A 26,186-nucleotide genomic window follows, 5' to 3' on the forward strand; every position below is an offset into this window, starting at 1 on the left:
GATATAGAGCCTCTGATACATTTTGAATCAACTAAAAAGTGCGCTACCCTCCGCTATCTCAACAGCAAAGGGTTTGCAGATGAAAATTACTATTGAAACAAATGAGCAAGGAAGCGGTTGCAACGTCTGGCTTGGCGAGACGGCAGTTTCATTCCCCAGCCTAGAGGACGCTAAAACCTACATTACCCAACTCGAAGAGCGGATAGAGGCGGCCTCTCATGCTTTTGCCCAGGATGCTGAAAACCCGGAGGTTAGGTAAGCATCTTGTCAGCGTCGCCTATGAGACCAGTGTGCATACGCGACCTGATTGCTCGACGAGGCTGAGCATTAACCTAACAAGCATTAGATGTGGCTCAGCTCAAGTCCGGATGACACTGAAGGAGAACGAATCGAGACAAGTTCTTTTTTCATCGTCCGCTTTGGGTCGGCCGCTGCCCTTCGTAACTGGTCGTTATCGACCGAACGCAAGGTAGGAACCTTTAGGTCCACGCTCCCACAACTCAGCAGCCACCTGCGAGCATTGTTACGTCCAGTAATCGACCTGATGATGCCAGCCGCTCGACAGAAGTCGCAATTCAATCCCGAGCAATCTTGTCATTTGCCAAGGCTTAGGGCAGGGTCGATACCACTGAGATCTCTGCCAAGGAGTCGCCCCATGTCAAAGCTATATCCCAGTATCGATCCCGAAGGACTGGTTGAGTACTCGGTGGTCTACACCGACCGCTCGCTCAACCACATGTCGCAGTCATTTCAAGGCGTGATGAAGAACATTTCCAGGACCCTGAAACAGGTCTACAACGCCCAGGCTGTTGCGGTGGTCCCGGGCAGCGGCACATTCGGCATGGAAGCGGTGGCGCGACAGTTTGCCACCGACCAGCAATGCCTGGTGATACGCAACGGCTGGTTCAGTTATCGCTGGAGCCAGATCCTTGAGATGGGCAACATCCCGGCGGCCACCACGGTGCTGAAAGCCCGACCGGTCGACACGGGTCGCCAGGCTGCCTACGCCCCACCCCCTCTGGACGAAGTGCTGGCAGCCATTCAGGCGCAGAAGCCGCAGATTGTCTTCGCCCCCCACGTTGAAACCTCATCAGGGATTATCCTGCCCGACGAGTACCTGCGGGCCGTCGGTGACGCCGTGCATGCGGTGGGTGGCCTGTTCGTGCTGGACTGCATCGCCTCGGGCACGCTTTGGGTCGATATGCAGAAATGCGCAGTCGACCTGCTGATCAGCGCACCGCAGAAAGGCTGGAGCGCCTCCCCTTGCTGCGCCCTGGTGATGCTCAGTTCCTTGGCCCTCGAGCGCATCGAACAGACGCAGAGCAGCAGCTTCGCCTGCGACCTGAAAAAATGGCTTCAGATCATGCAGGCCTACGAACAGGGCGGACATGCCTACCATGCGACCATGCCCAGCGATTCCCTCGCGCGATTTAACGAAGTGATGAAAGAGACGCAAGCCTACGGTTTCGACAAGGTCCGCGGCGAACAACAGGCTCTGGGCGATCGGGTGCGCGCAATGTTGACTGCCAAAGGCATCAAAAGCGTGGCCGCAGTCGGCTTTCAGGCCCCTGGCGTAGTGGTGAGCTACACCGATGATGCCGACATCAAGAGCGGCAAGAAATTTGCCGCCCACGGTCTACAGATCGCCGCCGGAGTGCCGTTGCAATGCGACGAGCCGGCCGACTTCCAGACCTTTCGCATCGGTCTGTTCGGACTCGAAAAGCTGCACAATATCGAGCGCACGGTCAGCACCCTCGAGCAGGCACTGGACGAGGTGATGGTTAACTAAGCCCTCGTCTTGCCGGCAGCACATATCGAACCTGTGAATTCCAGGAAGGCATCCTGCCCTGGGCCCTGCCGGCCCATGGCGCTGATCTCCGACGAATATGACGCGGGTCGCCCGGACGTCATGTTAGAACCATAAGGGAAAGCACGTGCACGCGTCTTACTGACACGTGCGCCCTTCAGCGCTATCAGAAAAGGTTTCCAATGAAGCCTTTCACGGGGCGGATGATTGTCGGTTGTATGACTTGGATCGACCCAAAGCTGCCGCTCGCGAGGGGCAGTTAACGGCCAGGAGCGGTCACTCCGCATGCCTACGAAGTCAGGGGCGATTCAGGTGCCGCCGAAACATAAAAACTGTATGCCCGATAGTCACATCCCCATGGAACTTTCCCAAAAAATGATGTCAATTTGATAGCTCGTTACAGCAACAAGATCATCTTGGATCATTCAGCGTCAGGCTATTTCCTGACACCTTATGGAGAGCGTGATGAGAGCTATCATTGCGATGTTATTGATGTTGAGTACCTACGCCCATGCTGGTTGCGGCAACATCAGTGACAGCGATCAACGCGCCTATTGCGAAGCCAAAACCAATGGCCAAAGCTGCGGCAATATCCGGGACAGCGACCTTCGGGCCAGTTGCTCGGCGGAAATGAACGGTCAAAGCTGCGGTAACATCAGTGATAGCGATCAACGCGCTTATTGCAATGCCAAAGTCAACGGTCAAAGCTGCGGCAATATCCGGGACAGCGACCTTCGGGCCAGTTGCTCGGCGCAAATGAACGGTCAAAGCTGCGGCAACATCAGTGACAGCGATCAACGCGCTTATTGCGAGGCCAAAGTCAACGGTCAAAGCTGCGGCAACATTAAAGACAGCAACTTGCGTAACGAGTGTGATGCCATAAAGCGTTGATCTCCGAATCACGCGGGACCAGCCGCTCTTCATCGACGCTGGACCCGCGCACTTGAACTCGTCAGTTGTTAAAGCGCCAGACGATTTCTTATCCTCATGGCCACCTCTGCCCAATCGATACCGAAGTTCAGATGCACCTCACCACCTGTACGCCTTGGGTCGTTTGTTGCCGGCCAACCACTCTGGAGGCCCACCAGCATCGTGGGCCCGTATCGCTAAACTGAAGTGTAACTTCGGGCTGAGGTAAGACCTGAAAAAATAATTGAAATGGGGGCTTTTGCCGAATCATCATTCCCGCACGGCGCTTTAGCACTGATAGGCTTTTTCAGGGTTGACTGATTTGTGCGCAACAACTACGCCGATAGTGTTCCTCGTTCAGTTTCAATAACTGGATGAGTTTTTGAAGTCCGATCTTGGCGTTCGCAAACGAGTGCTTGGTGCCTTGCCGGAGCTACCGCTCGAGTGTAATGTACACAGCAGCTACGATCTGTAGCGGAGACAACTACCGATGACGCTCTCTGTTGATGATGCCAAAGCGTTAGGTATTGAACGTAAGGGAATTACCTTGAAGTCTTAGGACTTATCGTTCGTGCTTGCTGAATGTGTAATTGCAACAGCCCAGGCCACTACAAAATCGGAAATCTGTGGATGGTTGCTGCGAGGTGCTCGCAAAGGCTGAAAAGCCAGAAATCAGTGAGTGATCTGAGCGTTTTGGATCGACTCGCCACTTTAAAATCGGCAGTGGTCGAAGTTAGCCCGAAACGTATGGCTACTTCAGACCATCCCTGGCGCGTGATAAACCAAAGATCGTCACGTAGCATAGACCATAGTTCTACAGTCATCCCCTCAATACGCGCTTCTGCACCAACTCTAGAAGGTTTGTGAATGATAAAGACTATCCCGATGTGGAAAATGATGATGGCCACCAAAGGTACGAAAACGGGACTTGCAGTACTGGCATCCTTACCTGTTTTTATCGTTACCGGTGCGTGGGCGTTTCTTGATGGGTTGCAAAGTGGGCAAAAGCGTCAGGCTGCAATGGGGCTTATTTGTCTGGTTTTTTTTGGTGCATGCACCCTGCTATTTGCACTTTCAAAAAAATATATTCCCGGCAAAACATTTCAGGGTTATAGAAATAAAAAACTCAGTACACAGACGGCCATAAATTACGGTTACGGGATCATTGTTTTTATTTTCGCAGTTTTTGCGGTTATTGCACCGGAAGACGCGCTAAAAGCAATAGGCTATGGATTAGTAGGCATCTTTAGCCTTTTTGTTCTGTCAAAAAGCTTAAAATTTCACGCAGACATCGATTTTTCGACAAATGAATATTTGGCAAACGCTCTGGGATTTCCTGTAGGGGAGAAAATTCTGGTCAGCTACCAGAATTTTGATGCTGACGAGGTTGAAGTTGGTAGCAATGCTTTTGCCGCGACAGCGACAAAATTAATTGTAGCGTCGTTTGATGGGTATCTTTGGAGAAAGCTGTCACGGGATCTGAATCAGGTCTCTCACATTGGCATCGCTGGCGATGAAAATCAAAATTACTTCGTTAAATTGCAATTCAATGATGGAGCCGATGCTTTGTTGCGCATTGGACTATATGAAAAGCTCACATCAAATCCCGTTCTGGTAATAAGAAGGCTGTTGGAAACGATTGATGCAAGTCTTCTTTGTGGTGGTGCATCACAGACAGCACAAAGACGTCGGGTGGTTGTCAACTCTGAAACTCCAACCTCGATTTCAAAAACTGTTGCGCCTGAGACTGCGCTTGCATCCATGGCGCCTACGCGCAACATTGAAGTTGCCTCTGACGTATTAATTGCTATCCAGAACGCCAAAGAAGTTGTTCCCGGTCGCAGGCTGGAGCTTTAACAATGTCTCATTGTACAAAGTTTGAATTTTCTTATGTTAATGAAGAAGCCATTGCCAAAGCTTTCGGCAAGATGGGCCTTAGCCCAACGACTGGTCTGGTTTCCGTATTTGCAAGCGACTTCAGTAAAAAGGTGTTGAGTAAAATAGGCTATATGGGCAAGCAGCAATTTAGAGCTATTTGTGGCCAAACGGTTGATAAATTCAATCTATTTGTTTGCCAGATTGAGGAGGGTTCCTACAAGCTCCTGATCGAACGGGGAACTATTTCGGCCGACGATGAAGCGATAATGGCTGATTTGGCTTTAAGCTTTCAGAAAGCGTACATCAGCGTAGCCATCGATGAAACCATCAAGCGCATAGACGCATCAGGTGTTCCAGCAAGAGTGAAAGAAGCTCTTAAAGGGTTCGAGCTTGAATTTGGACCTCACTACGAATACAGCATTCATGTCACTTTTACGGGCGATGAAATTACGGAGGAAGTGCATGGCGTGAAAGGCGACATTTGCACAAAACTTACTGAAGAGATTGAATCTCTACTTTCTAGCCCTACTGCGGAGCTTGTGACTGAGTGGAAGCCGGAATATACCGTAGTCCATGAAGAGCAAACCCTTCAAATTCTCAGCGCGAATTTCTAAATGAAAATCAATGTACACCATATGGAGTTGAGCAGCGTTAACGGCCCCGGGTTGCGCTTGACATTATGGGTGCAAGGTTGTGCGCTGAATTGTAAGGGGTGCTTCAATCAGGCGACCCATACTCGCGAAGCGAGTACTCTGATGCCTATTTATGAATTGGCACAGAAGATAAATGCACTGGACATCGCCGGGGTTACCCTCTCTGGGGGGGAGCCGCTCGACCAGGCGCCAGCCTTGGAGCAATTAATACATGCCGTCAATGGCGAGAAAAACTGGATACTTTATACAGGCTATACGCCAAAAGAGATATTCCAGAATGAAGCCATGATTCGAGTTGTTAAAGCCGTAGACTTGACGCTGGCTGGACGGTATCGGCATAACGCAAAACATCCCTATCAGCACAAGCAGATTATCAAAACCAGCGACAGAGTCGATATTGAATTTTTCCGTGCTAAGAGAGTTGTCGAGTTTGTTGTTTCAAATTCTGGCGTTACCAAAACCGGTCTTCCGATGCATGTATAACTTAGTTCAAGCGCAAGGATAATAGGCATGAGCCGTACCAAGCAGATTACAGATTACCTCAAAGCGCGTTATGCGATTTTGGTCATTGAAACTTTCGAGGAAGAGCGTGCACTCAATGAGATTTCTGAAATCGCCAAGGCGCTTAGCCATCGTTTGTTCGTTTGGAACTCGACGCTAGGAGTCCAGATAAATGGCGTCGTGGCTGGGGATAAAACCTTTGATTTGAAACTGGCCTTGGACTTTTGCGAAGAAAAGGCGAAGGACGAGGGTAGCAAAAATATTTTTGTTTTTTGTGATGCTCATAACTACCTTACCTCAAGTTCAAATCCTGTCTATCGTCGTCGACTTCGAGATTTAGCCATAAATATCCGCTCACGTGGATATCGAAGCAATTGCATCATCGTGGCACCCAGCTTTGAAATTGCCAATGATCTTCAAAAGGAAATCACGCTGATTGATTTTCCTTTGCCGTCAAGAGATGAAGTTAAGGCTCAGATAAATAACTTTGTTAATTCCTGGCAAGGCAACAGCAGCGTTGAGATTGATCTTTCTAGCGAAACCGAAGATAAACTCATTGATGCCGCTTTGGGCCTCACGGGATTGGAAATTGACAATAGCTTGTCTCGTTCATTGGTATCCAGCCTGAGTGTAAATGAAAGTACCGTAAAGGATCTGCTTTCCGAAAAAAAACAAATTATACGGAAAACAGGTATCTTGGAATATATCGACTCAAAGGTAAATCTTGAGGATGTCGGAGGGCTGGCAACTCTTAAGAAGTGGCTTCATTTGCGTAGTCAGTGTTTTGGCCAGATTGCTCGGGAGTTCGGTGTCGGAACCCCGAAGGGTTTGCTCTTAACTGGAGTTCCTGGTTGCGGTAAGTCTCTAACCGCGAAATGCGTATCGTCGTCATGGAACATGCCCTTATTGCGTTTGGACATGGGAAAAATCTTTCAGGGGGTGGTTGGCTCTTCAGAATCCAATATTCGTTCCGCACTACGTACTGCCGAAGCTATTTCGCCCTGCATCCTATGGATCGATGAAATCGAAAAAGGACTTTCCGGCTCCTCCGGAGGAGCATCTGATGGTGGCACGGCTACACGCGTATTTGGCACACTGTTGACTTGGATGCAAGAAAAAACGGCGCCTGTTTTTGTGTTTGCTACCGCTAACAACATCAACAGCTTACCTCCGGAGTTGTTGAGAAAGGGGCGATTCGACGAAATATTTTTCGTTGACTTCCCGTCGACATTAGAAAGAAAGAAGATTCTTGAAATACATCTGAAGAAATTGAAGCGTGACCCAGAAAAATTTGATTTGAATCGATTGGCTGCTCTAGGAGGCGAGTCGAATTTTGGTAAAGACATTGTGCTTTCTGGTGCTGAAATCGAAGCTTGGGTTGGGGACTCGCTGATTGAAGCGTTCTCACGGCGGATGAATGGCTCTGGTGATGTAAGCGACCTGACTATGGCTGATTTTGAAACGACTATTTCGCGTTTAGTACCAATGAGCAAAATGCGTAAAGACGAGTTTACAAAACTTCGTGATTGGGCGAATCAAAATGCAATTAGCGCTTCGGCTATGGTTACCGGTCAGAATGATACGGAAACTCAAATCGGCGGCAGGCAAATTGATTTTTAATCTACGGTGGTTTTTTAGTGGGTAAGGCTAAGTTGCACAAATCGCGGCTGATGGTCAGGCCGGTAAAATGACTGCATGAGCAAGCCTGCACCTGCCAAGTACGAAACGAATAACTTAGATGGCGGCCTAACCGCTTAAACCCTAGCGACACGCCCATTCGGATCAGCAGAACCGAGTGGGCCCAAGGAAGAAAGGATGACCTCCGTGGCCAACATTTCATTCCCTCGAAACAGAATTCCAAACCGCTAGATTTGGATATTGGTGAGCGGGGTAGCTATCGGCTCAAAGCGTGCGTAGGCGAACGGTTGCTCCTGGCCGATAGCAGTCGCCCGCAGAAGGGGCGTAACGATCCTAGGACCACCCTAAAACGTCCTACACAAACCTCGGAATCCCTAACCTTGCCCACCGTTGCGATGCAGCTTATAGTCCGCCCCGTCGCCCAAAATGGCGATTCGGGTTTGGCGACCTGACCACAGAGAAGACTGAGTGACGGCCATTGAGCCAATCAAACTGAGATCTTCAAATGACTAGATATATGCCCCTCACCGGAATCGACCTGATTCCGGCTTCCCTGCTCATCGACACCGAAGCACCGCTCGACGTACTGCAGGCCGCAGCGGACTACCGAATTCGCACGGTTACGCAGGTACTGGAAAACATCGCCTTCCGCGCCGAGCTTGGTTGCGGCACCGTGGTGCTGAAGGATTTTTCTCAGCTGCTGGCCATCCCGTTGCGCGACGGCTGTGACTTGATGGATGTGATTGGCCGACGTTTGCGGGCGCAGGCGAAGGCGTAAATTAAAACGGGCGCTGAAGGCGCCCGTATTTTGTTCGAGTTAAATTTTGGTGGCTCGACTAGCTCAGTCTTACTTTTTCTTGGCTGCCGCCAGTATCAGTCCGCCGATCACTGTGGTCGCTAGTGTAAGGACTGACTTACCAACCACTTTAAAACCCTCACTAACGGTATCGGTGCACGAAGGGCAAAGCTCATGATCGTATACCTGAGTCCCTTTCGCATAGTCGTGGCACCCTGGGGACCTGCATAAGAATATAAATTCGTTGCAATTCGGGCACTGACACTTATCTCGCCTAACAGTATTGTCTTCTATCACGGTAGCAGCCACGGTTTCTCCGCAGAACGGGCACTTCCCTTTTTGTTTCAATAACGCTTCTTGTTCGGCCATACACCACTCCATTTAAGACTTGATACTAAGAGCTTTGGAGAAACAGAGACGAATCTTCCACGACCTTCCGTCCTACGGAGGGCGTGGTCACTCGCTAAACCGGCATTGCCTGGATACCTCAACAACCCCTAACGCCCCATCAACGAACTCGCCAACAAAGCCTCCAATCCCATCGGCTTGGCAAAGTAATAACCCTGGGCCTGCCCCGCGCCCATTTCGCGCAGCAAGTCCAGCGTCGCTTGATCCTCGACGCCTTCGGCCACCACACTCAGGTCCAGCGATTCGGCCATCCGCACAATCGCCCGGACGATCGCGCGACTGCGAGGACTGGTGGTCAGTTCGAGGATGAACGACTTGTCGATCTTCAAGCCGCTGAAACGGTATTGATGCACATAGCTCAGGGATGAAAACCCGGCACCGAAGTCATCGAGCACCACCGACATGCCGTTGTCGGCCAGTTGCTGCATGGTCAGTCGGGCAATCGCCGGCTCGGCGACCAGCGCACCTTCGGTCAACTCCAGGCAGATCCGCGACGGCTCGACCCGGTACCGCGCCAACAGCGCAAGCACATCACTGGCGAAGTCCGGACGCGTCATGCTGTAGCTGGAGCAATTGACGTGCACCGGAGGCCAGTTGGCGTGCTCAGGCTGTGCGAGGATCAGTGCAATGCTGTTGAGCATGTACAGGTCCAGTCGACCAATCAGGCGCAGGCCCTCGACATCCGGCAAGAACTCGCCCGGCGCGATCACCCGGCCGCCTGGCTGATGCCAGCGAATCAGCGCTTCAAGGGCCAACAGTTCGCCGCTTTCGACGCTGACAATCGGCTGGAAATACGGCAGCAATTCGTCGTTACGCTTGAGCGCGTTACGCAAGGCCCCTTCCCGCTCGACCTGGTCCGAGACTTCACGACGCACTTCCTGATTGAACACCGCGTAGCTGTCGCGCCCGGCACTTTTGACCCGGTACATCGCCGCATCGGCATCGCGCAACAAGTCGGCTGGCTCCTGATGGAACTGACTGTCGGCGCTGACAATACCGATACTGCAGGACGAAAAAACTTCATAGCCATTGATTAAAAACGGTAGGTCAAACGCCACCAGAATCCGTTCGGCGATGTCGATCACCACGTCCAGCGGCGCCTCGGGAGCGAGCACGGAAAACTCATCGCCCCCCAGGCGCGCCAGCATGTCGGAGTCGCGCAGACAACCGCGCAAACGGTGGGCGGCCTGCATCAACAACAGATCGCCAAAATGGTGGCCGAGGCTGTCGTTGACCAGTTTGAAACGGTCGAGGTCGATGAACATCACCGCCAGGTGCCCGCCTTCGCTGCCGAACTGCGACCAGGCCAGATTGAGGCGCTGCTGCAGGTAGGTACGATTTGGCAGCCCGGTCAGCGCATCGTGGGAGTTCTCGTGTTGCAACTTGGCATTGGCGTGATCGAGCTCGCGGGTGCGGTTCTGTACCCGGGCTTCCAGCTTGAGGTTGGCGGCATGGATCGCTTCGGCGGCCGTGCGTCGCGACAACGCTGTGTCGATGTGCCGCGACACGAATGTCAGCAGTTCCTGGTCACGCAGGGTATAGCGCACCTGCGAGGTATAGCTTTGCACCGCCAGCACGCCACGCACCACATCGCCATCGAACAAGGGAATGCCCAGCCAGGAATAGGATTGGAAATACGCATCGGCAACTTCGATTTCACCGTGCGCAGTCAATCGCTCAGCTTCGTCGGCATCAATCAGGCAAGGTCGGCGCTGACGGATCACGTACTCGGTCAAGCCCCGGCTCCCACGCCGTGCCACCGGGCAGGTTGTCTGCCGCTCATCAACGTAATACGGAAAGGTCACTTCACTGGTCGCGTCGTCGAACAGCGCAATGTAGAAGTTCCGCGCAAACAGCAGATCACCGACGATGCCATGCAAGGTTTGAAACAACTCAGCCATGTCGCCAGGCTGGCTGGACAGTTCAGCGATCTGGAACAGCGCGCTCTGCAGATGTTCGGCGCGCTCTCGTTCTGCCACTTCCTGCCTCAATGCGTCGTTGAGTGCCGAAAGCTCCAGGGTGCGACGCATCACCGTCGCTTCCAGATCCTCTCGGTGCAGAATCCGGTCCAGCGCCATGGCCACGTGGCGGGCCACCACCAGAAACAGCGCGCGGTCCTCAGCGCTGTAGGTACGAGAAACCTCGTAGACCTGCATCGCAAGCATGCCAAACACCTCATCCGAGGCATTTTTCAACGGTGCGCCCATCCAGAACTCGGGACGATCACCCACGCAGTAAAAACGGTCCTCGGCCTGAGCCGCGAGAATGCCGGCGGCGTCGATCAGCAACGGCTGGCCAGTGGTCAATACCTGGCCGGTCAACGACAGGTGCGAAGGGTCAAGGTATTCGTAGTGCGAGGACTCCACGGCATCAACGTCGATGATGTCGACGTAATACGGGTAGTCAATCTTGCCGCTGTGCGGGTCATACAACGCGAGATAGAAGTTCTCGGCGTCGATCAGGCTCGCCAACAGTTGGTGAACCCCCACCAGGAACACTGACCGGTCGCGGGTCGAACTGGCCAGGTAAGTAATTTCATACAGCACACGCTGAGTAATCTGCGCACGGGCAAGGGTATTGGTCTGTACCTGAATGCCCAGGCGCTGGGCAAATTCGGCGAGCGCCGGTTCCGCGGCCGCCTCGACTGGCGCGAGTAGCCAACCCAGCTCACTTTCGCCCTTGCCGGTCGGCCAGCGATGCAAGTGCCAGGTCAGGCAAAAGGCTTCGAACTCTTCATTTGCAACACTCGCCGGCCACTGCGCCCGTGGGTCGCCCTGCCCGACCAGATGCATTTGTTCACCGGCACGGTAAACCACCCATGCGGTGGTGTGCGCCCAGTTGCGCGCTGAGTCCAGCAATTGTTCAATCGTTTCCGCGTTGCCAGCGTCAGCCATGCCGAGAGTGTCCGAATTTCCTTTAAGCTGAGATACGACAACGTCGCAATCGTTCGGTTGCCGCACAGAGTCGGTTAATGGACGAACACTCATCAGCGCTCCCTGAGCCAGTAACTGGCGATACTCACTGAGTGGTTGCTAGCAATGTGCCAGTGAGCTTCCCGTTTATAGAGTTTTTATTCAATAGGTTTTTTTGCTTTGGTACACACTAATCGACGACCTGTATCTGCGTCAGCCCTACCCGCTCAGCCTGCTCTAAAATCTCCGCTGGCGTGGCATCCGCATTGGGCATGATCAGGCTGTTCTCGCCATCCCCAAAATGCAGTTGCAGCAGGTGCATGGCCGCCTCGTGTACGGGTAGCCGAGGTGGCTTGAACTCGAACATGTAAGTGCGGGGCTCACCGTTGAACAGGTATTCCACAGTGTACTGGCGCATGGCGGGATCCTCAGGGTGAGCGTAGTGCACGCGGCTGAACTGCTAACCTTCAATTGCAATGATGCCCAGCATGCTCTTATCCGGGGAAGTGAAAATGAAACTCGCATTCGTCGCTGCCGCAGTCGCCGTCATGCTCACCTCATCGCTTCCCGCCCATGCGGTTTCCACCGAAGATAGTGAAGCCATCCGCCCCTTCGAAATCCATGTTCCTGACCGCGAACTTGCGGATCTGCGTGACCGACTTGCGGCGACCCGCTGGCCGGATAAAGAGACGGTTTCCGATCGGTCCCAGGGCGCTCAACTGGAACAATTGAAGGCGCTGGCTCACTACTGGGGCACGGGTTACGACTGGCGCAAAGTGGAAGCCCGGCTCAACGCCTTGCCGCAGTACGTAACGACGATCGATGGGGTCGACATCCATTTCATCTGGGTGCGCTCTCCCCGTCCGAACGCCTTGCCGATGATCATGACCCACGGTTGGCCAGGCTCCATTCTCGAGTTTATCAATGTCATCGGCCCGCTCTCCGACCCCACCGCTCACGGGGGCAACGTGGCGGATGCATTTGATGTGGTGATTCCGTCGATCCCTGGTTATGGCTTCTCCGGTAAACCGACGGGGATTGGTTGGGACCCGGATCATATTGCACGGGCCTGGGCGCAGTTGATGAAACGCCTCGAGTACACGCGGTACGTGGCCCAGGGTGGCGACTGGGGTGGCCCTATCACCAGCGCGATGGCGCGCCAGGCACCGGCCGGATTGCTCGGCATTCATCTCAACCTGCCGGCCACGATACCGCCGGAAGCGACTGCGGCACTCGCGGCCGGTGGGCCGGCACCGGAGAACTTCTCCGAGCAGGAACGCGCAACCTTCGACGCCGTTGCCACACTGATCAAACAGGGGAATCTGGCGTACAGCGCAATGATGGCCGCAAGACCGCAGATGATGGGCTATGGCGTGGCGGATTCACCGACCTTTCTCGCTGCGCTCCTGCTCGTTCACCCGGGATTTGCAAAATGGATGTACGGCGCCGACGCTCAACAACTGCCGACAAAGGATCAGGTGCTGGATAACTTCACGTTGTACTGGCTGACGAACAGCGCCGCTTCGGCAGGACGGCTGTATTGGGAAAACATGGGACGCAGCCCTCTTTCCTCAGCCGCACAGAAGACCACCGAAATTTCCCTGCCCGTGGCGGTCACGGTGTTTCCAGATGACGTTTATTGCCCTCCGCAATCCTGGGCCCGACGCGCCTACAGCCATCTGATCTACTTCCATCAAGCCGATAAAGGCGGTCACTTTGCAGCCTGGGAACAGCCGCAACTCTTTACTGAAGAACTCCGCACAGCGTTCAAGTCTTTGCGTTAGCGGTGTCTGTTATTTGTGAGAGGATGCTGGCGGCCAGGAGCGGACAGGTGTCCCTCTGCACAATGATCCAGGTTGTTTTACCAAGGAGGGAGCGTACTTATGAAACCCGTCAGGATTCGAACCCTGGAAAGCAATGATGCTGCGGCGTTGCTGACATTTGAATTGGACAATCGCGAGTGGTTCGAGCGCCACATTGACCCGCGTGATGCGGCTTTTTACTCGGTGCAGGGTGTCACCGAGCACATCACGGCTTACTTGTCTGATTATGCCGCCGGAACCTGGCACCCCTTTGTCATCGAAGACTCTGGCGGAAAAATAGTGGGTCGAGCGAACCTGAAAGACATCGACACGTCCGGGCGGTCGGCAGAAGTCGGCTATCGGATTGCTCAAAGTGCTTGCGGACAAGGACTGGCCACACAGGCGGTGAGGCATCTGGTCCGGGAGGCGCAGTTGCGTTGGAACCTTAAACAACTGGTTGCCAACGTATACGCTGCAAACATCGGCTCGGCCAAGGTACTCAAGCGCTGTGGCTTCTTGATCGAACATACATCTCGGCAAGGAAAGACAGACCAGGAATATCGGTTTGGCCTGTCGATTTAGACGAGTGGAAAGGCAGCTGTTGTTCATTCGTAGACAAAAAAAAGCCCCGCAACCAAATGGGGTGCGAGGCAGAAAATTGGTTGGTTGCGGCCAACCAAAGGAGCTCTGTAGAAAACGCTTACGGGCCGGGGTCAGATGCAATCCTGTGCGGCGCGTTCAAAACTCGAAGGCAACAAGTTCGACGCCAGCAAGTGCCGCTCGTAGATGAACACCTTGCCGCCATTGCCGGCCTTGTAGGCTTCCAGCACGTTGTCCGCCGAGACTTTGCTCGGCACCACGATCCGGTAGCTGCGCTGGGTCTGCGAGACGGTCGGGGTCAACGCATTGCCCTGCAATTTCGGTACGACGCATTCAGCGTATTGGGCCGGGGTCTTGCTGGTCTGCAAGGTCAGGGTCGGGTCGTTCGGCGCGGAGGCGCAACCGGCGAGCAACAAAGCGCCAATCGCCATGGCAGGCACATGTAAAAGACGCATCGGTCTCATCCTGAAAGGTTCGTTCATCAAATCACGCAAATTTTCGTGAGTGGTGTGTCGTTGGAGGTGATTTTCCGGGTATTGCCATCAAAGTAGAACTTGCGTTTCTTGATGGTCACTATTACCTCTAGCAATAGTTGCGCGCCGCGCAGACGGATACACACTCAATTACCACTGGAAAAGATGGATGAGGATCTCTCCTTGAGAACTTTTGACTTGATCCGCGACGCTGTTCTGCCCGATTTCCGAGACCGGGTGGCCGAGTACCTGGTCCAGTACGAAACCGTATTGCTGGGCGAAAACCCGCCCGACCCGCAGCTTGCGCAGGCCACCGCCAATCAGTTGCGCGGTTACTTGCGCGGGTTGAACACCACCCGGGTGTTGGGCATGGCGGATTGGGAGGAACTGGATCGGCGGGTGGTGAATACGTGGCTTCAGCCGCGCACCTCGACCGGCTGCCCGGCTGATCAACCTCCATCGAATGATTTTCTATACTGCTTTCGAATCCGGAAAGACGCAGGGTTTGCCGTCATCGTTGTCGTGGTTCTCTCTGGGTAATGTCTCCCGATAGTTCTCAAGCAAAAAAGGGGTTTGCGTCATGACCGACGAACCAAAAGCAAAAGGGCCAGCGTCGTACTTCCCCTCTATTGAAAAAAAGTATCGGCACCCAATTACCCACTGGCTAAACCTGCTCAAAACAGTCAGCGGCAAGAAGCATATGGAAATGGTTGCCTTGCTCAAAACTGAACACGGCATGGGCCATGGCCATGCCAACGCTTTGGTTGCGTACTTTTTAGCGAGTGCTAAAACCGACTGACGAGACTGATGTAGCACAGCGCGCTCGACGCGCCCGCTTGTCGAGGCCGCTTGCGGCTCAAGACAACCGGGCGCCACACACCTGACTGTTGCGATACCCGTCGCTTGTGGAGGCCGCCTTTCACTGGCCCTTCAAAACCTGCACAATTGCCGGCTTTTTTCGCGACAGGAAGTCCCCATGCAACGGATTGTCATTCTGGGCAATGCCGGTAGCGGCAAATCTACCCTCGCCCGCGCGCTCGGCAAGCGCCTGAGCCTGCCCGTGGTTCACCTGGACACGCTGTTCTGGGAGCCTGGCTGGGTCGAACCCGACGCTGATCAGTTCCGCGCGCGGGTCCGCGAAGCGATCGCAGCGGATGCCTGGATTTGTGAAGGCAACTATGCACGGCGAACCTTCGACCTTCGCCTGCCCCGTACCGACCTGATCATCTGGCTCGATACCTCGCGGCTCACCTGCTTCACGCGGGTGATCATGCGCAGCGTTATGAACCGCCCTCGCCCGGACCTTGCCGCTGGCTGTACAGAGAAACTCGACCGGGCGTTCCTGACGTTTCTGGACTTCGTGTGGAATTTCGATCGTGGCTACCGCCCGGGAATCGACGCGGTGCGCCTGGCCATCGGCCCGCAAATTCCTGTGGTGCACTTGCGCGGTGCCGGGCAGATTGACGCGTTTATCGATAGCTTGCCCGCAACGCCTGAAAATCTGGCTGCACCGTCCAGGCCAAGGCGTCGGGCTACTAGTCACGAAGGGATAAAGTGAATCTACAGATTGAAATCGAGAGCATTTTTGGGGGCAAAGCATTTGCCAGACCCCTTTTCCATTCCTGTCCAGGAGCACTCCGCTTTGAACTCTCCGAATCGGGTGGGGTTATTGAGCAATTCCTGACAGCACTACGAAAATCCACAAAGATCTGCGGCGATGTCTTCCTTGATGAGACGGCGCTTGTGGCCTGTCTGCGCATTCACTCTGGCAGCAATCGATTTGCCCATCGGGCCGCGATTCAGGCTCTTCGATCTGCTGGCATTGTCATACCTGCTGAGCGGTCAGTCTGGAGCGAGGAGATAGATCCCGAAGAGTGGTGTTGTGAGAGTGAGCCGGAGTGCTGGATCAACATCGCATTCGAAGCGCCTGTCACCCTGCTTCAAGCGTTTCTTTGGTGTGCATTGGCTAAAGATTTTGGCGAAATTCAGCCCAATCCCAAATGCACTGTATATCTCTTCAATCTGCAGAGGCACGTCATGGTTTTCCCCTATGATGACCGAGGCATGGATGTGGCTGGCCCCAATAAAGACCTGCTTTCACAGCTGTATCACCAACACAATACCTACCTGCTGGACTACGACCGCTGCGCGATGGACACCACGTTCGCTGGGCCTGCACGTTAGGGTTTTGGCTTTGTAGGATTCTGCCAGCACTCACCATCAATTGAGGTCTGCATTGGAAAGTCGAATAAGACCGGAAATTGAGAGAGCGGCCTATGAAGAGTTCCTGGAACTTTGGGGCACAGGCGCATTCGAGAACCAGCGGTTGGGTCAGGCTTTCTACAACCATTTCCGTCTGCATCGTCTGAGCGACCAGAGGTTGCTACAGGGTCTTTATGAATCTCACGACAAGAAAGCCCTGAGTGCAATTGCTGGAATCTTTCAGATCAGGTAACAAGCATCACTCTTCATTCGCCTATGAATATGACGGCTGCTTTGGGTCGGTTGCAGCCTTTGTTCTCTATTTGTGGCGTTGATGACAAAGAGTAAATACTTTGATGAACCCGGTCAGCGGGGTTCTCACTCAAATTTCAAAACAAGGAAGTGCAATGGGCGTCCCACTCCCCCTCTGGCTTATTCTCACGGGCATGACCGCTTACGTTGCGAGTACACGCGGACGATCAGGGCCAAGATGGTTTGCAATCGCTCTTTTCCTTCCCGGCGTCGCCCTGATCGCCGTGTTGTTAATGCCACGGTTGGCAAAGACCGGTGTTGACGCTCTAGTGCACGAAGATCTGCGCCCCTGCCCTGCCTGCACCCAAGCCATCAAAGCTGCGGCCTCACGATGTAAGCGCTGCGGAGCCGAAGTGGAGCCTATCGCCCTGAGAAATCGCAGCGGCTGGGTAGCACGCATTACTGCCCATACCGATGACGAATTTGAACGGATGGCTGCACAGATGACGCTGATCGACATACCAACAATTCTCGATGAAGCGCCCCACGTTTTCGCAGGCCCGTTTGAAGAAAAGGCCGAGGCGCAAAACGTACTCAAATACCTGAAGTCCAACCATGACCTGGATGGACTGGTGACGTGGCGGTCAGTGACGAGGTAACAAGACACTCCCATCATCACGCCTGACCTGCCTGCATACTCTGCTTACATGGAAACCGCAATACGCATAGCTAAGCAGGAAAAGCAGACTTGGGTCTAACTGTGACGACAGGCAATAATCGTCCAGAAGCGGACACATCCGTCGGTTGCGTCGAAGAACAATAAGAGATTTTTAGTATGCCGATTGAGTGCCAAAGGTGCAGTCAAGGTTCCGTCCGAGCGATGCGCATCCGTTCTACGCACATATTGCTGTGGGTCTGCGAGGAGTGTGAAGCGACATGGAAAAGCCAAGAAGAAGTCAACGTCAGCAAGTTTGAAGACTACGGAACGCTAATGATGGGAATCGGGCGCAGTCCTTTGTGGTCGGAGCTGGAGTCCCAGTAAAAAGCGCGCAACCATTCGCCTTACACTTTCGGCGAACCGTCCGCTCCGGGTCGATTGCAGTCCCTCGCGACTGGCAGCAATCGGCCAAGAGCGGACGGACGTCCCCGCTAGTAAGCCCGTACTTTGGAAGATATTTTTCTGGTAGATGTCAGGCTTTTTCACCAACTCACAGCAGTTTGTCCTTCAGCAGCTGCTTGATCAGTCGTTCCGTCTCACACATTTCACCGAGAAATTCCTGATCATAATGACTGGTGGTTTCCAGGTAGCCTCGCGTGCAGTTCAAGAGCCCCCTCAAGCTCACCTCCAGTTTTTGTTTTGAGCCAGTACCGATTAGCGCCAAGCTTGCCTCGTACCGCTTTAAGTAATCAGCTACGACGACTTCATCAGACGCGATGCATTTGTCTCGAATTGCAGCGATGGTTTTTTCGATTTGCTTGTTCACATTCCGCAAGCTGTCTGAAAGCACCTTTTACTCCCGCTACTATTTACCGAATGGTCCCTGGATTTTATAGACACAAATGAACGACAGCTATGGGGTCGATAGCAGCCCTTCATGAGGGCAGCAATCGGCCAGTTACAGCAGTTCATTACAGCGACTGAAAACAAGTATCGGAACCGGCGAGGGGAATTACCCTTTATTGAAAGCCGTAAAGTTGCCATTCATTCCAGCAGTCCTCGGCAATTAAATCCCGGTAACCAATGAGGGCTATCGACCAAGAGCATTCAACACCTGGCCTTTGAAATGACTGTTAAACCCTGCGCGTGGAGCAATACTCCACAATGAACTGAGTGACCGCTGCCACAATCGCCTGATCCGCTTCGGGTGAGGTAAACAACCGACATTGCGCATCGGGCAACTCCGGTAACCCTTGTTCCACCCCAAGCACCGCCAGCCCTTGCCTCAACTGACTGAGTGGCATGGGCGCTACCGCGAAGCCTGCAAGCGCAGCCGACCGCAACCCGGCCGTGCTGCTGCATAACATTGCCGTGCGTTGGGCGATGCCCGCCTCAGCCAGTCTCTTCAGCGCTACTTCGCGATAGGGGCACGGCTCGGGGAAGAGAGCCAGCGGCAACGGCGTCGGTAATGGGGTGACGGGTTGTGCCGACCAGGCCCACACCAGCGGTTCTTGCCAAAGCAATAGCCCCGCTTCGCTGGTTTCGCACAGCGAACCGATGACTAACTCCAGATGCCCTTGCTTCATCAGCGCCAATAACGTTCCAGGAATGCTCACTTGCACGTCGATCTCCATCCCGGGGTACTGCGCCGCGAAATCCTGAAAAGCGCGCAGTAGTCGAGACTCGACAAAGTCCTCGGACACCCCGATCCGCAGCCGCCCGTGAAACGGCGTACGCGTCAGCTCTGCCCAGGCATCACGGTTCAGCACAAGGATCGTGCGCGCATAAGAGAGCAAGCGCTCGCCATCGGGCGTCAGTTGCTGGGAGCGGGTGGTACGCGTCAACAGCGGTTTACCAATCTGTTCTTCCAGTCGCCGCACATGGCCGCTGACCGCAGACTGAGTCAGGTGCAGCTTCTGGGCTGCACGGCTGAAGCCTTCTTCATCGACGACAGTGACAAATGTTTTGAGTAGCAGCGCATCGAACATAGTTTTATTCGTGATCAATCGAGTGTTAATTTACGATTTATATTTCAAATATAACTATGTTGCAATGCCTCCCCTACCCCGGCACTCGAGGCGCGCCATGACTACTCTTCTCCATATTGAATGCTCTCCACGCAAGCAGCGTTCGGCTTCCCTTGAAGTCGCCCGCAACTTCATTGCGCGTTATCAAGAACACACCCCCGACACCGAAATCATCACGCTCGACCTCTGGAGCATGGCGTTGCCGGAATTCGATGATCAGGCCATGGAGGCCAAATACGCAGGACTCAATGGCACCGCCCTGACCCCGGCGCAACAGGACGCCTGGAACACATTGAAAGATTTGGCTGCGCACCTGCACCGCGCGGATGTACTAGTGATGTCCGTACCGCTTTGGAATTTCAGCATCCCGTACAAACTCAAGCACTTCATCGACCTGGTATCGCAGAAAGACATCCTGTTCAGCGTTGACCCGGAACGCGGTCTGGAAGGCATGCTGCACAACAAAATCGCCATCGTGACGTACGCCCGCGGCCTGGACTTTTCGGCGCAGTCGAGCACGCCGGCGGAGCGCTTCGACTTCCAGAAGCCCTATTTGGAAGCCTGGCTGCAATTCATCGGCGTGAGCGATGTGCATTCGGTGATTGTGGAGAAAACCATCCTGGGCGAAGACGTTGATCGTGGCGCGCGCAAGGCTGCGACTCAGCAGGCCAGGAGATTGGCGGATGATATTTGTCGCTGACGCTTCAGCATCAGGCCCCCAACCGCTACTGCCTGCCTAACCCCATTTGCCTTTCAACATTTGTCCTATCCTTCATCCAACCCACAACGCCGGTCGCCGCTATGCCCGCCCCCGAATCCACCCTCCTCCAAAGCTGGCACCATAACGCCCGATCCTGGATCGAAGCCATCCGCGCCGGCACCATAGAAAGCCGCCACATGGTCACTGACCAGGCGATCCTGCTGGCGGTGCTGGGTCGTCAGCCCGAACGCGTGCTCGACCTGGGCTGCGGCGAGGGCTGGCTGTTGCGTGCGCTGACTGAACGGTCCATCGAGGCGATCGGCGTGGATGGCGATGCGACGCTGGTCGAAGCGGCTCGGGCGACGGGAACTTCTGTGGTGCATTTGGCGAGTTACAAAGCGTTGGTGGAGGCGAAAGTCGCTATCGGTCGTGACTACAACCTGATCTGCGCCAACTTCGCCTTGCTGCACCAGGACATCATCCCTCTGCTCGCCGCCATGAACACCCTGCTCGCCCCTGACGGTGCGCTGGCGATCCAGACACTGCATCCGTGGACCGCAGCGGCGGGTGATTATCAGGATGGCTGGCGCACAGAGACCTTTGCCGGGTTCAAGGGACAGTGGCAACCCATGCCGTGGTACTTCCGCACCTTGTCCAGCTGGCTCAATGCTTTGGACATGGCCGGTTTTCGGCTGACCGGCCTGCAAGAACCGCAGCACCCACAAAGTCCCGTGCCGCAGTCGTTGCTATTGATAGCCGAGCCTGTACGCCGAGGGTAAGCGATGGCGCCCGGACTCACCTTCGCTTCTGCCGAGCCTGTTCCTCCTCCGCCAACGCCTGACGAACCAGCACCCTCGCCGCCCAGGCGGCGGTGTCGAGTGATTCTTCAATGCTCGCGCCACTGATATCGCGCACGGCGATCAACGCCTCGGTGCCGATGACGATCGACAGCGCCTGCTTCAGGCGTTTGCGCGCCCGGGGAGTGAGCACGTCCTTCAGCGAGTCGACGATCGGCTCGATGTAACTCATGCGCCGGCCCGGCCGCAGGGGCTCGTGGGTCTCACTTTCCAGCCACACCGACATGAACGAACGTTCCATCACGTGCAGGCCGATCTCGTCGTCGATCAAGAGTTTGTTCAACGCGTTCGCGGCCAGGCCAATGCCCTTTACCGGATCGTCTCCCGGCCGCCAGAAACTTTCCAACGGCTTCATTTCGCGATCGGCGGCCATCTCGCTGATCAACGCCTCGGTCGAGGGAAAGTAGCGATACGCCGTGGCGCGCGAGACCAGCGCGCGTTCGGCCACTTGCGCAACCGTCGGGTGATGACCCTCGTCGCGCAAGGCGATGGCGGCATCGATCAGCGCCTGGCGCGTTCGCAGCTTCTGGTTGGCGCGGCCTGGCGGATCGCCGTCTGGGTGTGACGGGCTTGACTTCGGGATCGGCATGGAGTAATTGAGACTCTGTCTTGTCATGAGACCTAGTCTCATAATAGACATGCAACCACCCACCTACAAGTCTGTTTCTGCAACTGAGCGCGCCTCAGGGCGCATGAGGTGAATGCCATGAATCACAACCCCCGTTCGCGGACCTGGTTTCGGCTCGCGGCCCTCTACTTTGCCATTGGCGTGGTGCTGGGCGTGGCGATGGGCGCTTCCGGCGACCACTCGCTGTTCGCGGTACATGCCCATGTCAATCTGTTGGGATGGGTGTCGATGGCCCTGTTCGGAATCATCGGCACCGCGCACCCGTCAATCACCGAAGGGCGCGTTGCGGCAGCCCAGTTCTGGACGTACAACGTTGGCGTCCCGGTGATGCTCGGCGCACTGACGCTGCGCCTCAAGGGCTTCGCGTCAGTCGAACCGTTGATTGCCGTCGCGTCCGTCCTGATAGGCTGCAGTGTGCTGCTGTTTGCGTGGCTGGTGTTCTCGCGCATCGGTGTCACGGCTGAGCGCTTGAGCAGCGCGACAGGTGAATCGCGCCTGTCATAACGCGGATAACGAGTAGCCGTTTTCGGGCAGCGTATCGGTGCGGGGAGATTTGCCTCGAATCGGTTCCTGCCCTTCTCACCTCACAGCTATTGGCCAAAACCAGCCCTGTCAAAGTGCCGCAAAACTGAACCCATACATCACGCCAAGGACGACCGCGACCCATATAAAACACAGGCATAGGTACATGACGAAAAACGGGTTTACAGACATGGCCAGATCGCAAGGCTTGAGTGAACGCTCGATGAGCGCAGATCCTGAGGCTGGGGTAACCGGGGCTCAATCTGCACGATACGTGTTGCCCCTGGTCTTTTCCGGATAGCCCACCAACGGTAGCGTCACCACAAACTCGCTGCCTTTGCCGTAACCCTCGCTCATGCCTGTCACGGTGCCGCCGTGGGCTTCAACCAACTCGCGCACCACCGTCAGACCAATGCCAAGGCCTGCGCCGTTAAAACCGACGGCATGGTTATCCTGCACAAAAGGTTCGAAGATAAACGGCAGCGCGTTGGCGGAGATACCGATGCCGTTATCACTGATGCTCATTTGTAGAAAGTTGTCGTCGGCGGTGACCGAAAGTCGGACCGTACCGCCCGCCGGCGTGTATTTGCTCGCATTGCCCAGCAGGTTGCCAAGAATCTGCGCGAGTCGTATGGGGTCTCCGTTGACCGCCAGCTCACCTTCGGTCAATTCAGACATGAAGTTCAGGTGCTGAGCGATCATCACCGGGCTGCACACACTGATGGCCTCCTGGATGATCTGCGCCATGTCGACGATGCTGCGGTCGAGACGCAGCTTGCCGGTGCTGACGCGGGAGACGTCGAGCAGGTCATCCACCAGCCGCGAGATGTGTTTTACCTGCCCTTCGATCAGCGCCTGCATGCGCGGCAACTCTTCACTCGGCACACGCACCAGCCGGCCCGCAATCATGCTGATCGGCGCCAACGGGTTGCGCAATTCGTGGGCCACCTGGCTCAAAATATTTCGTTGTTGTAGCAGGCTCTTTTCGGCCGAGGCCTGCAAGTGTTGCGCACTGAGGACGGCCAGCACCAATTGTTCGTTGGCCTCGCGCATCTCCAGATAACGCTGGTGCTCCTCGGCTGAACGCCGGGGCAGTTCCGCTTCCGACTGCGCCGATAGAATCGCCAGGACCAATTGCTGATTGGCCTCGATCAGTTGCTCGACTTGTGCACTGTCGACGAGCTGCGCATTGGCCTCGTTCAGTTGCTTGTTCAACGCCGCCAGTACCGCGCGCGCCTCGACCGTTTTCTGGCCAAGCAGGAACAGTTCACGAGCAGCGGAAGCTACCGCTGGTTCGTTCTTGCCGTTGGCCTCATCCATGTTGGTTGCTCATCCGTCGTCTTTGATCAGCCGGTGACGCGTAGGACGGCCCCCGAGCAGCCCCTCCTGATCAGGCAGCGTTTCACCGATGTGCATGCCGTTATCGTCGATGTGGTACTGACGTAACTCATCTGAATGTGCGCTGGCCCGTATCTTGACCACGGCCATGATGCGCAGCAAGCGACTCTGCACTTCAATATAGCGCTGGACAATGATTGCGTCGGTGAGAAATGCCGTGCCGTAAGGGCTGAAGCGTAGGTCGGTGTAGCGGTCCTCCAGCTCCGAAGTCATCAATACACTGACGCCGACGCTGGTGAGGGCGGTGACCATGCGCGACAGCGACTCGCGAAAGTCTTCGCGGAAGGTTGGCGCCAGCGCCAGTTCGAAGCCCGACAGAGAGTCGATCACCACGCGGGTAGCTTTCAGTCGGCTGATCTCGCTCAACAGCAGATGCACGATCTCGTCGATGGACAGGTCCGGGGCGCGGCTATCCACCAGGGCGACCTGCCCGCTCTGGATCAGGTTGGCGAGGGTGGCGTTCTGGGAATGATTGGGGCGTTGCTCGAACACCGCGATCACGCCGGTTTCACCGTTGCGCGCACCTTCGGCGAGGAAGGTCGAGGCCAGAATGCTTTTGCCCGAGCCCGACGGCCCGGCCACCAGCAAGGAATAACCCCGAGGCAGGCCGCCACCCAGCATCTCGTCGAGCTCTGGTACGCCCATTTTCAGGCGTTTGATCGGGAACTCCAGCGGCGCTTCATCCGGTTTGAAAGCGGCCGGCGCAAACACCTTGATGCCAGAGGTGGCAATACGGAAAGTGTGCAGCCCCGGCAGTGTCGGTTGGCCGCGCATCTTCATGATTTCCATCTTGCGCACCATAGAGTTGCGCTGGACGCTCTGGCGCAGCCAAATCAGGCCATCGGCCACGGTGAAAATCGGGTTGGTGTCGGTTTCGGTGAAGTATTCGCCAATCAGGAAGGTCGTCGCCTGCCAGGTGGTCATCAACATGCCCAGTTGCTGTACGAACTGCGGCAGGTTGTTGTTGGGGTTGTCCTGGGTCTGGCTGGCCAGCACCACGGAACGGAACGAGTCGACGAACACCAGCGACGGGGAATGCGCCTCGACCTCGCTGACGATGCGCCGCAGCACCTCGTCCAGATTCCCGGCCAGGGTGTCGGCGGCCAGGTTGACGTAGTGGATCGAGTGGTTGATCGCTTCGCTGTCGAAAAAGTCGAATTGCTGCTGGTAACGCAGCATCTTCAGCGGCGGCTCGCCGAGCACGGTAAAGAACAGGGCCGGACGCTCGGGCGTCGCGAGGGCGAACATCATCTGGTGTGCCAGAGTGGTCTTGCCGCAGCCTGGAGGGCCAGCGATCAGGTTGAACGAAAACTCCGGCAAACCTCCGCCCAGCACCTCGTCCAGTCCTGGCACGCCGGTGGCCAGGCGGTTGATAGTCACTTTGGTGCTCATGGCGAATTTTCCTGCGAAAGGGTGTCGCTCAAAGAAGGTTCCCACACGCCACGAAGCAAACGTGCGGTGAGCGAGGGCCCGATCAGCGTGGTCAGCAGCTCGTAATAGGTCATCAGCAATGCCTCACCGAAAAACCACGCATCGGCTTCGCTTTGCGCAATGAGCGCGGAGTTGAGGGCAGTCGGATCAGGGGAGGCCTGCACACTGTCGCAGATACCGGCCAGACGCGGATGTTGGGAGGCGCACAGATGAAGGCTGCGGCGATAAAGCGCGGCAGCCCCTTGCTGGCCAATGATGGGTGTGAGGGCGGCGTCCATATCCTGCAAGGTTGAAACAATCGCCTGGGCGATCCTTGCAGTGTCAGCGTCGGGGCCAACACGGTGCGCCAGAGAAGCTACGATCTGGCGGCTCTCTTCGCTTAGCGCGGACATGGCAAACTGATATCTGATGGATTGATATTGATACTACACCCTCTGGCGAGTCGCCGAGACTTAATTGGGCGCAGCCCTGAAAACTACTGTCATGAAGGGTGACAAATGAGTGCTGTTCCTGGCGCTGTTGCCTCAGTTCACCGACGCTGCGGCGGCCTGGCCGGTGCCGGCGCAGAGGGTTGCGCTGGAGGCTCATCCACACAGTCTGTTCATCGAGCAGATGCGGGGTTAACCACTCTCTAACCTAACCTGCGCCCTCTTACCCCCGGTCTTTCGTCGAACGGATGAGATTGCCCCGTAATTTCACAATCGCCTTCTGCATTTGCACGAAGTCGTCGGGGTCAAGACCTGTTTGCGGGAAACCTTCTTCCGAGAGACCTTCACGCAGTTTTCGCCCCTCTTTCGTGAGGCTGATCCGCACCTGGCGTTCATCTTCCGGGTCGCGCTGGCGCAGCACATAACCCATCGCTTCCAGCTTCTTCAGGATCGGCGTCAGGGTGTTGGATTCGAGGAACAGCTTTTCGCCGAGGCTGCCAACGGTCTGGTTGTCTTCCTCCCACAACGCGACGAGCGTGATGTATTGCGTATAGGTCAGTCCGAGCCGTTCGAGCATTGGCTTGTATGCCTTGCCGAAGGCGAGGTTGGAGGAATAGACCGCAAAACACAGGAATTCGGAAAGCTTCAGGTCGAGGGCGGCTGTCTTGTCGGTGGTTTTCATGGGCATTCTCTTTGGCCAGTCTTG

27 protein-coding genes and 2 pseudogenes are annotated in these 26,186 nt (G+C 55.3%); 18 read left to right on the plus strand and 11 right to left on the minus strand.

Features of this window, described 5'->3' with window-relative positions:
• Positions 1 to 79 precede the first annotated feature (79 nt).
• Both KJF94_RS14965 and KJF94_RS14970 read left to right on the plus strand, forming a co-directional pair.
• On the plus strand, positions 80 to 259 hold the full coding sequence (locus tag KJF94_RS14965) for a hypothetical protein (RefSeq protein WP_214384640.1): 180 nt from the start codon (positions 80 to 82) through the stop codon (positions 257 to 259).
• Positions 260 to 655: 396 nt separating this feature from the next.
• Positions 656 to 1,789 carry an aminotransferase class V-fold PLP-dependent enzyme gene (locus KJF94_RS14970; protein WP_214384642.1) on the plus strand — a complete coding sequence of 378 codons (1,134 nt, stop codon included), beginning with the start codon at positions 656 to 658 and terminating at the stop codon, positions 1,787 to 1,789.
• Between the two features lie 504 nt (positions 1,790 to 2,293).
• Here the strand turns inward: KJF94_RS14970 and KJF94_RS30575 are convergent.
• Positions 2,294 to 2,731, minus strand: a complete 438-nt coding sequence (locus KJF94_RS30575; protein WP_214384644.1) for a hypothetical protein — start codon at positions 2,729 to 2,731, stop codon at positions 2,294 to 2,296.
• 852 nt (positions 2,732 to 3,583) lie between these two features.
• Between KJF94_RS30575 and KJF94_RS14980 the strand changes: the two genes are divergently transcribed.
• The 5 genes from KJF94_RS14980 to KJF94_RS15000 all read left to right on the plus strand — a co-directional run bounded on the left by KJF94_RS14980 (position 3,584) and on the right by KJF94_RS15000 (position 8,164).
• A complete protein-coding gene (locus KJF94_RS14980) occupies positions 3,584 to 4,573 on the plus strand; it encodes a hypothetical protein (protein ID WP_214384646.1) in 990 nt (329 codons plus the stop codon).
• Between the two features lie 2 nt (positions 4,574 to 4,575).
• Positions 4,576 to 5,208, plus strand: a complete 633-nt coding sequence (locus tag KJF94_RS14985; protein ID WP_214384648.1) for a DUF2997 domain-containing protein — start codon at positions 4,576 to 4,578, stop codon at positions 5,206 to 5,208.
• Entirely contained in the window at positions 5,209 to 5,730 is a 522-nt protein-coding gene (locus KJF94_RS14990) for a 4Fe-4S single cluster domain-containing protein (RefSeq protein ID WP_214384650.1), read from the plus strand.
• 27 nt (positions 5,731 to 5,757) lie between these two features.
• A complete protein-coding gene (locus tag KJF94_RS14995; protein WP_214384651.1) occupies positions 5,758 to 7,368 on the plus strand; it encodes an AAA family ATPase in 1,611 nt (536 codons plus the stop codon).
• A gap of 523 nt (positions 7,369 to 7,891) precedes the next feature.
• Positions 7,892 to 8,164, plus strand: coding sequence for a hypothetical protein (locus KJF94_RS15000; protein WP_214384653.1), 273 nt, complete (start codon positions 7,892 to 7,894; stop codon positions 8,162 to 8,164).
• A gap of 515 nt (positions 8,165 to 8,679) precedes the next feature.
• On the opposite strand, the gene KJF94_RS15005 is transcribed toward KJF94_RS15000, so the two are convergent.
• Both KJF94_RS15005 and KJF94_RS15010 read right to left on the minus strand, forming a co-directional pair.
• Entirely contained in the window at positions 8,680 to 11,577 is a 2,898-nt protein-coding gene (locus tag KJF94_RS15005) for an EAL domain-containing protein (RefSeq protein WP_214384655.1), read from the minus strand.
• Positions 11,578 to 11,692: 115 nt separating this feature from the next.
• Positions 11,693 to 11,920 carry a hypothetical protein gene (locus KJF94_RS15010; RefSeq protein WP_214384657.1) on the minus strand — a complete coding sequence of 76 codons (228 nt, stop codon included), beginning with the start codon at positions 11,918 to 11,920 and terminating at the stop codon, positions 11,693 to 11,695.
• A 94-nt stretch (positions 11,921 to 12,014) separates the two neighbouring features.
• On the opposite strand from KJF94_RS15010, the gene KJF94_RS15015 reads away from it, so the two are divergent.
• Entirely contained in the window at positions 12,015 to 13,286 is a 1,272-nt protein-coding gene (locus KJF94_RS15015; protein ID WP_214384659.1) for an epoxide hydrolase family protein, read from the plus strand.
• Between the two features lie 99 nt (positions 13,287 to 13,385).
• Complete coding sequence (locus KJF94_RS15020) at positions 13,386 to 13,886, plus strand: GNAT family N-acetyltransferase (protein ID WP_214384661.1); 501 nt, start codon at positions 13,386 to 13,388, stop codon at positions 13,884 to 13,886.
• 131 nt (positions 13,887 to 14,017) lie between these two features.
• Here the strand turns inward: KJF94_RS15020 and KJF94_RS15025 are convergent, their stop codons facing one another.
• Positions 14,018 to 14,359 (minus strand): YajG family lipoprotein, encoded by a 342-nt coding sequence (locus KJF94_RS15025; protein ID WP_214384663.1) that lies wholly within the window; start codon positions 14,357 to 14,359, stop codon positions 14,018 to 14,020.
• Between the two features lie 201 nt (positions 14,360 to 14,560).
• Here KJF94_RS15025 and KJF94_RS15030 point away from each other — a divergent pair.
• The 5 genes and pseudogenes from KJF94_RS15030 to KJF94_RS15050 form a co-directional block, all read left to right on the plus strand.
• Positions 14,561 to 14,794: pseudogene (locus tag KJF94_RS15030) on the plus strand (hypothetical protein); the annotation flags it as partial.
• Between the two features lie 163 nt (positions 14,795 to 14,957).
• Positions 14,958 to 15,176, plus strand: coding sequence for a DUF4287 domain-containing protein (locus tag KJF94_RS15035; protein WP_214384665.1), 219 nt, complete (start codon positions 14,958 to 14,960; stop codon positions 15,174 to 15,176).
• 177 nt (positions 15,177 to 15,353) lie between these two features.
• Positions 15,354 to 15,935 (plus strand): P-loop NTPase family protein, encoded by a 582-nt coding sequence (locus KJF94_RS15040; RefSeq protein WP_214377133.1) that lies wholly within the window; start codon positions 15,354 to 15,356, stop codon positions 15,933 to 15,935.
• A complete protein-coding gene (locus tag KJF94_RS15045) occupies positions 15,932 to 16,561 on the plus strand; it encodes a DUF3885 domain-containing protein (RefSeq protein ID WP_214377134.1) in 630 nt (209 codons plus the stop codon). Before KJF94_RS15040 ends, KJF94_RS15045 begins: the two co-directional genes overlap by 4 nt.
• A gap of 374 nt (positions 16,562 to 16,935) precedes the next feature.
• Positions 16,936 to 17,490 carry a zinc ribbon domain-containing protein gene (locus tag KJF94_RS15050; RefSeq protein WP_250548166.1) on the plus strand — a complete coding sequence of 185 codons (555 nt, stop codon included), beginning with the start codon at positions 16,936 to 16,938 and terminating at the stop codon, positions 17,488 to 17,490.
• A 549-nt stretch (positions 17,491 to 18,039) separates the two neighbouring features.
• On the opposite strand, the gene KJF94_RS15055 is transcribed toward KJF94_RS15050, so the two are convergent.
• Both KJF94_RS15055 and KJF94_RS15060 read right to left on the minus strand, forming a co-directional pair.
• On the minus strand, positions 18,040 to 18,339 hold the full coding sequence (locus KJF94_RS15055; RefSeq protein WP_214377135.1) for a hypothetical protein: 300 nt from the start codon (positions 18,337 to 18,339) through the stop codon (positions 18,040 to 18,042).
• A gap of 283 nt (positions 18,340 to 18,622) precedes the next feature.
• Positions 18,623 to 19,477: a LysR substrate-binding domain-containing protein gene (locus KJF94_RS15060; RefSeq protein ID WP_214377136.1), complete on the minus strand. Its 855-nt coding sequence runs from the start codon at positions 19,475 to 19,477 to the stop codon at positions 18,623 to 18,625.
• Between the two features lie 97 nt (positions 19,478 to 19,574).
• Here KJF94_RS15060 and KJF94_RS15065 point away from each other — a divergent pair, with 97 nt between their 5' ends.
• Positions 19,575 to 20,216, plus strand: coding sequence for an FMN-dependent NADH-azoreductase (locus tag KJF94_RS15065; RefSeq protein WP_214377137.1), 642 nt, complete (start codon positions 19,575 to 19,577; stop codon positions 20,214 to 20,216).
• Positions 20,217 to 20,317: 101 nt separating this feature from the next.
• Complete coding sequence (locus KJF94_RS15070; RefSeq protein ID WP_214377138.1) at positions 20,318 to 20,995, plus strand: class I SAM-dependent methyltransferase; 678 nt, start codon at positions 20,318 to 20,320, stop codon at positions 20,993 to 20,995.
• 16 nt (positions 20,996 to 21,011) lie between these two features.
• Here the strand turns inward: KJF94_RS15070 and KJF94_RS15075 are convergent, their stop codons facing one another.
• On the minus strand, positions 21,012 to 21,662 hold the full coding sequence (locus KJF94_RS15075) for a TetR/AcrR family transcriptional regulator (RefSeq protein WP_214384878.1): 651 nt from the start codon (positions 21,660 to 21,662) through the stop codon (positions 21,012 to 21,014).
• Between the two features lie 117 nt (positions 21,663 to 21,779).
• On the opposite strand from KJF94_RS15075, the gene KJF94_RS15080 reads away from it, so the two are divergent.
• Positions 21,780 to 22,205 carry a DUF2871 family protein gene (locus KJF94_RS15080; protein WP_214377139.1) on the plus strand — a complete coding sequence of 142 codons (426 nt, stop codon included), beginning with the start codon at positions 21,780 to 21,782 and terminating at the stop codon, positions 22,203 to 22,205.
• Between the two features lie 276 nt (positions 22,206 to 22,481).
• On the opposite strand, the gene KJF94_RS15085 is transcribed toward KJF94_RS15080, so the two are convergent.
• Genes KJF94_RS15085 through KJF94_RS15095 form a run of 3 tightly spaced genes read right to left on the minus strand, consistent with a single transcriptional unit; the run spans position 22,482 to position 25,444 of the window.
• The gene (locus KJF94_RS15085) at positions 22,482 to 23,543 is read right to left on the minus strand and encodes a sensor histidine kinase (protein ID WP_214377140.1); all 1,062 of its coding nucleotides are present in this window, start codon (positions 23,541 to 23,543) and stop codon (positions 22,482 to 22,484) included.
• 9 nt (positions 23,544 to 23,552) lie between these two features.
• The gene (locus KJF94_RS15090; RefSeq protein ID WP_214377141.1) at positions 23,553 to 25,013 is read right to left on the minus strand and encodes an ATPase domain-containing protein; all 1,461 of its coding nucleotides are present in this window, start codon (positions 25,011 to 25,013) and stop codon (positions 23,553 to 23,555) included.
• Positions 25,010 to 25,444 carry a hypothetical protein gene (locus KJF94_RS15095; protein WP_214377142.1) on the minus strand — a complete coding sequence of 145 codons (435 nt, stop codon included), beginning with the start codon at positions 25,442 to 25,444 and terminating at the stop codon, positions 25,010 to 25,012. Before KJF94_RS15095 ends, KJF94_RS15090 begins: the two co-directional genes overlap by 4 nt.
• Before the next feature lie 109 nt (positions 25,445 to 25,553).
• Between KJF94_RS15095 and KJF94_RS30250 the strand changes: the two are divergent.
• Positions 25,554 to 25,686, plus strand: a pseudogene (locus KJF94_RS30250) (LysE family translocator); the annotation flags it as partial.
• Between the two features lie 17 nt (positions 25,687 to 25,703).
• Here the strand turns inward: KJF94_RS30250 and KJF94_RS15100 are convergent.
• Entirely contained in the window at positions 25,704 to 26,162 is a 459-nt protein-coding gene (locus KJF94_RS15100; RefSeq protein WP_214377143.1) for a MarR family winged helix-turn-helix transcriptional regulator, read from the minus strand.
• Between the last annotated feature and the right edge of the window lie 24 nt (positions 26,163 to 26,186).

The sequence above is a fragment of the Pseudomonas hormoni genome, assembly GCF_018502625.1.
In the GTDB taxonomy this organism is placed as follows: domain Bacteria; phylum Pseudomonadota; class Gammaproteobacteria; order Pseudomonadales; family Pseudomonadaceae; genus Aquipseudomonas; species Aquipseudomonas hormoni.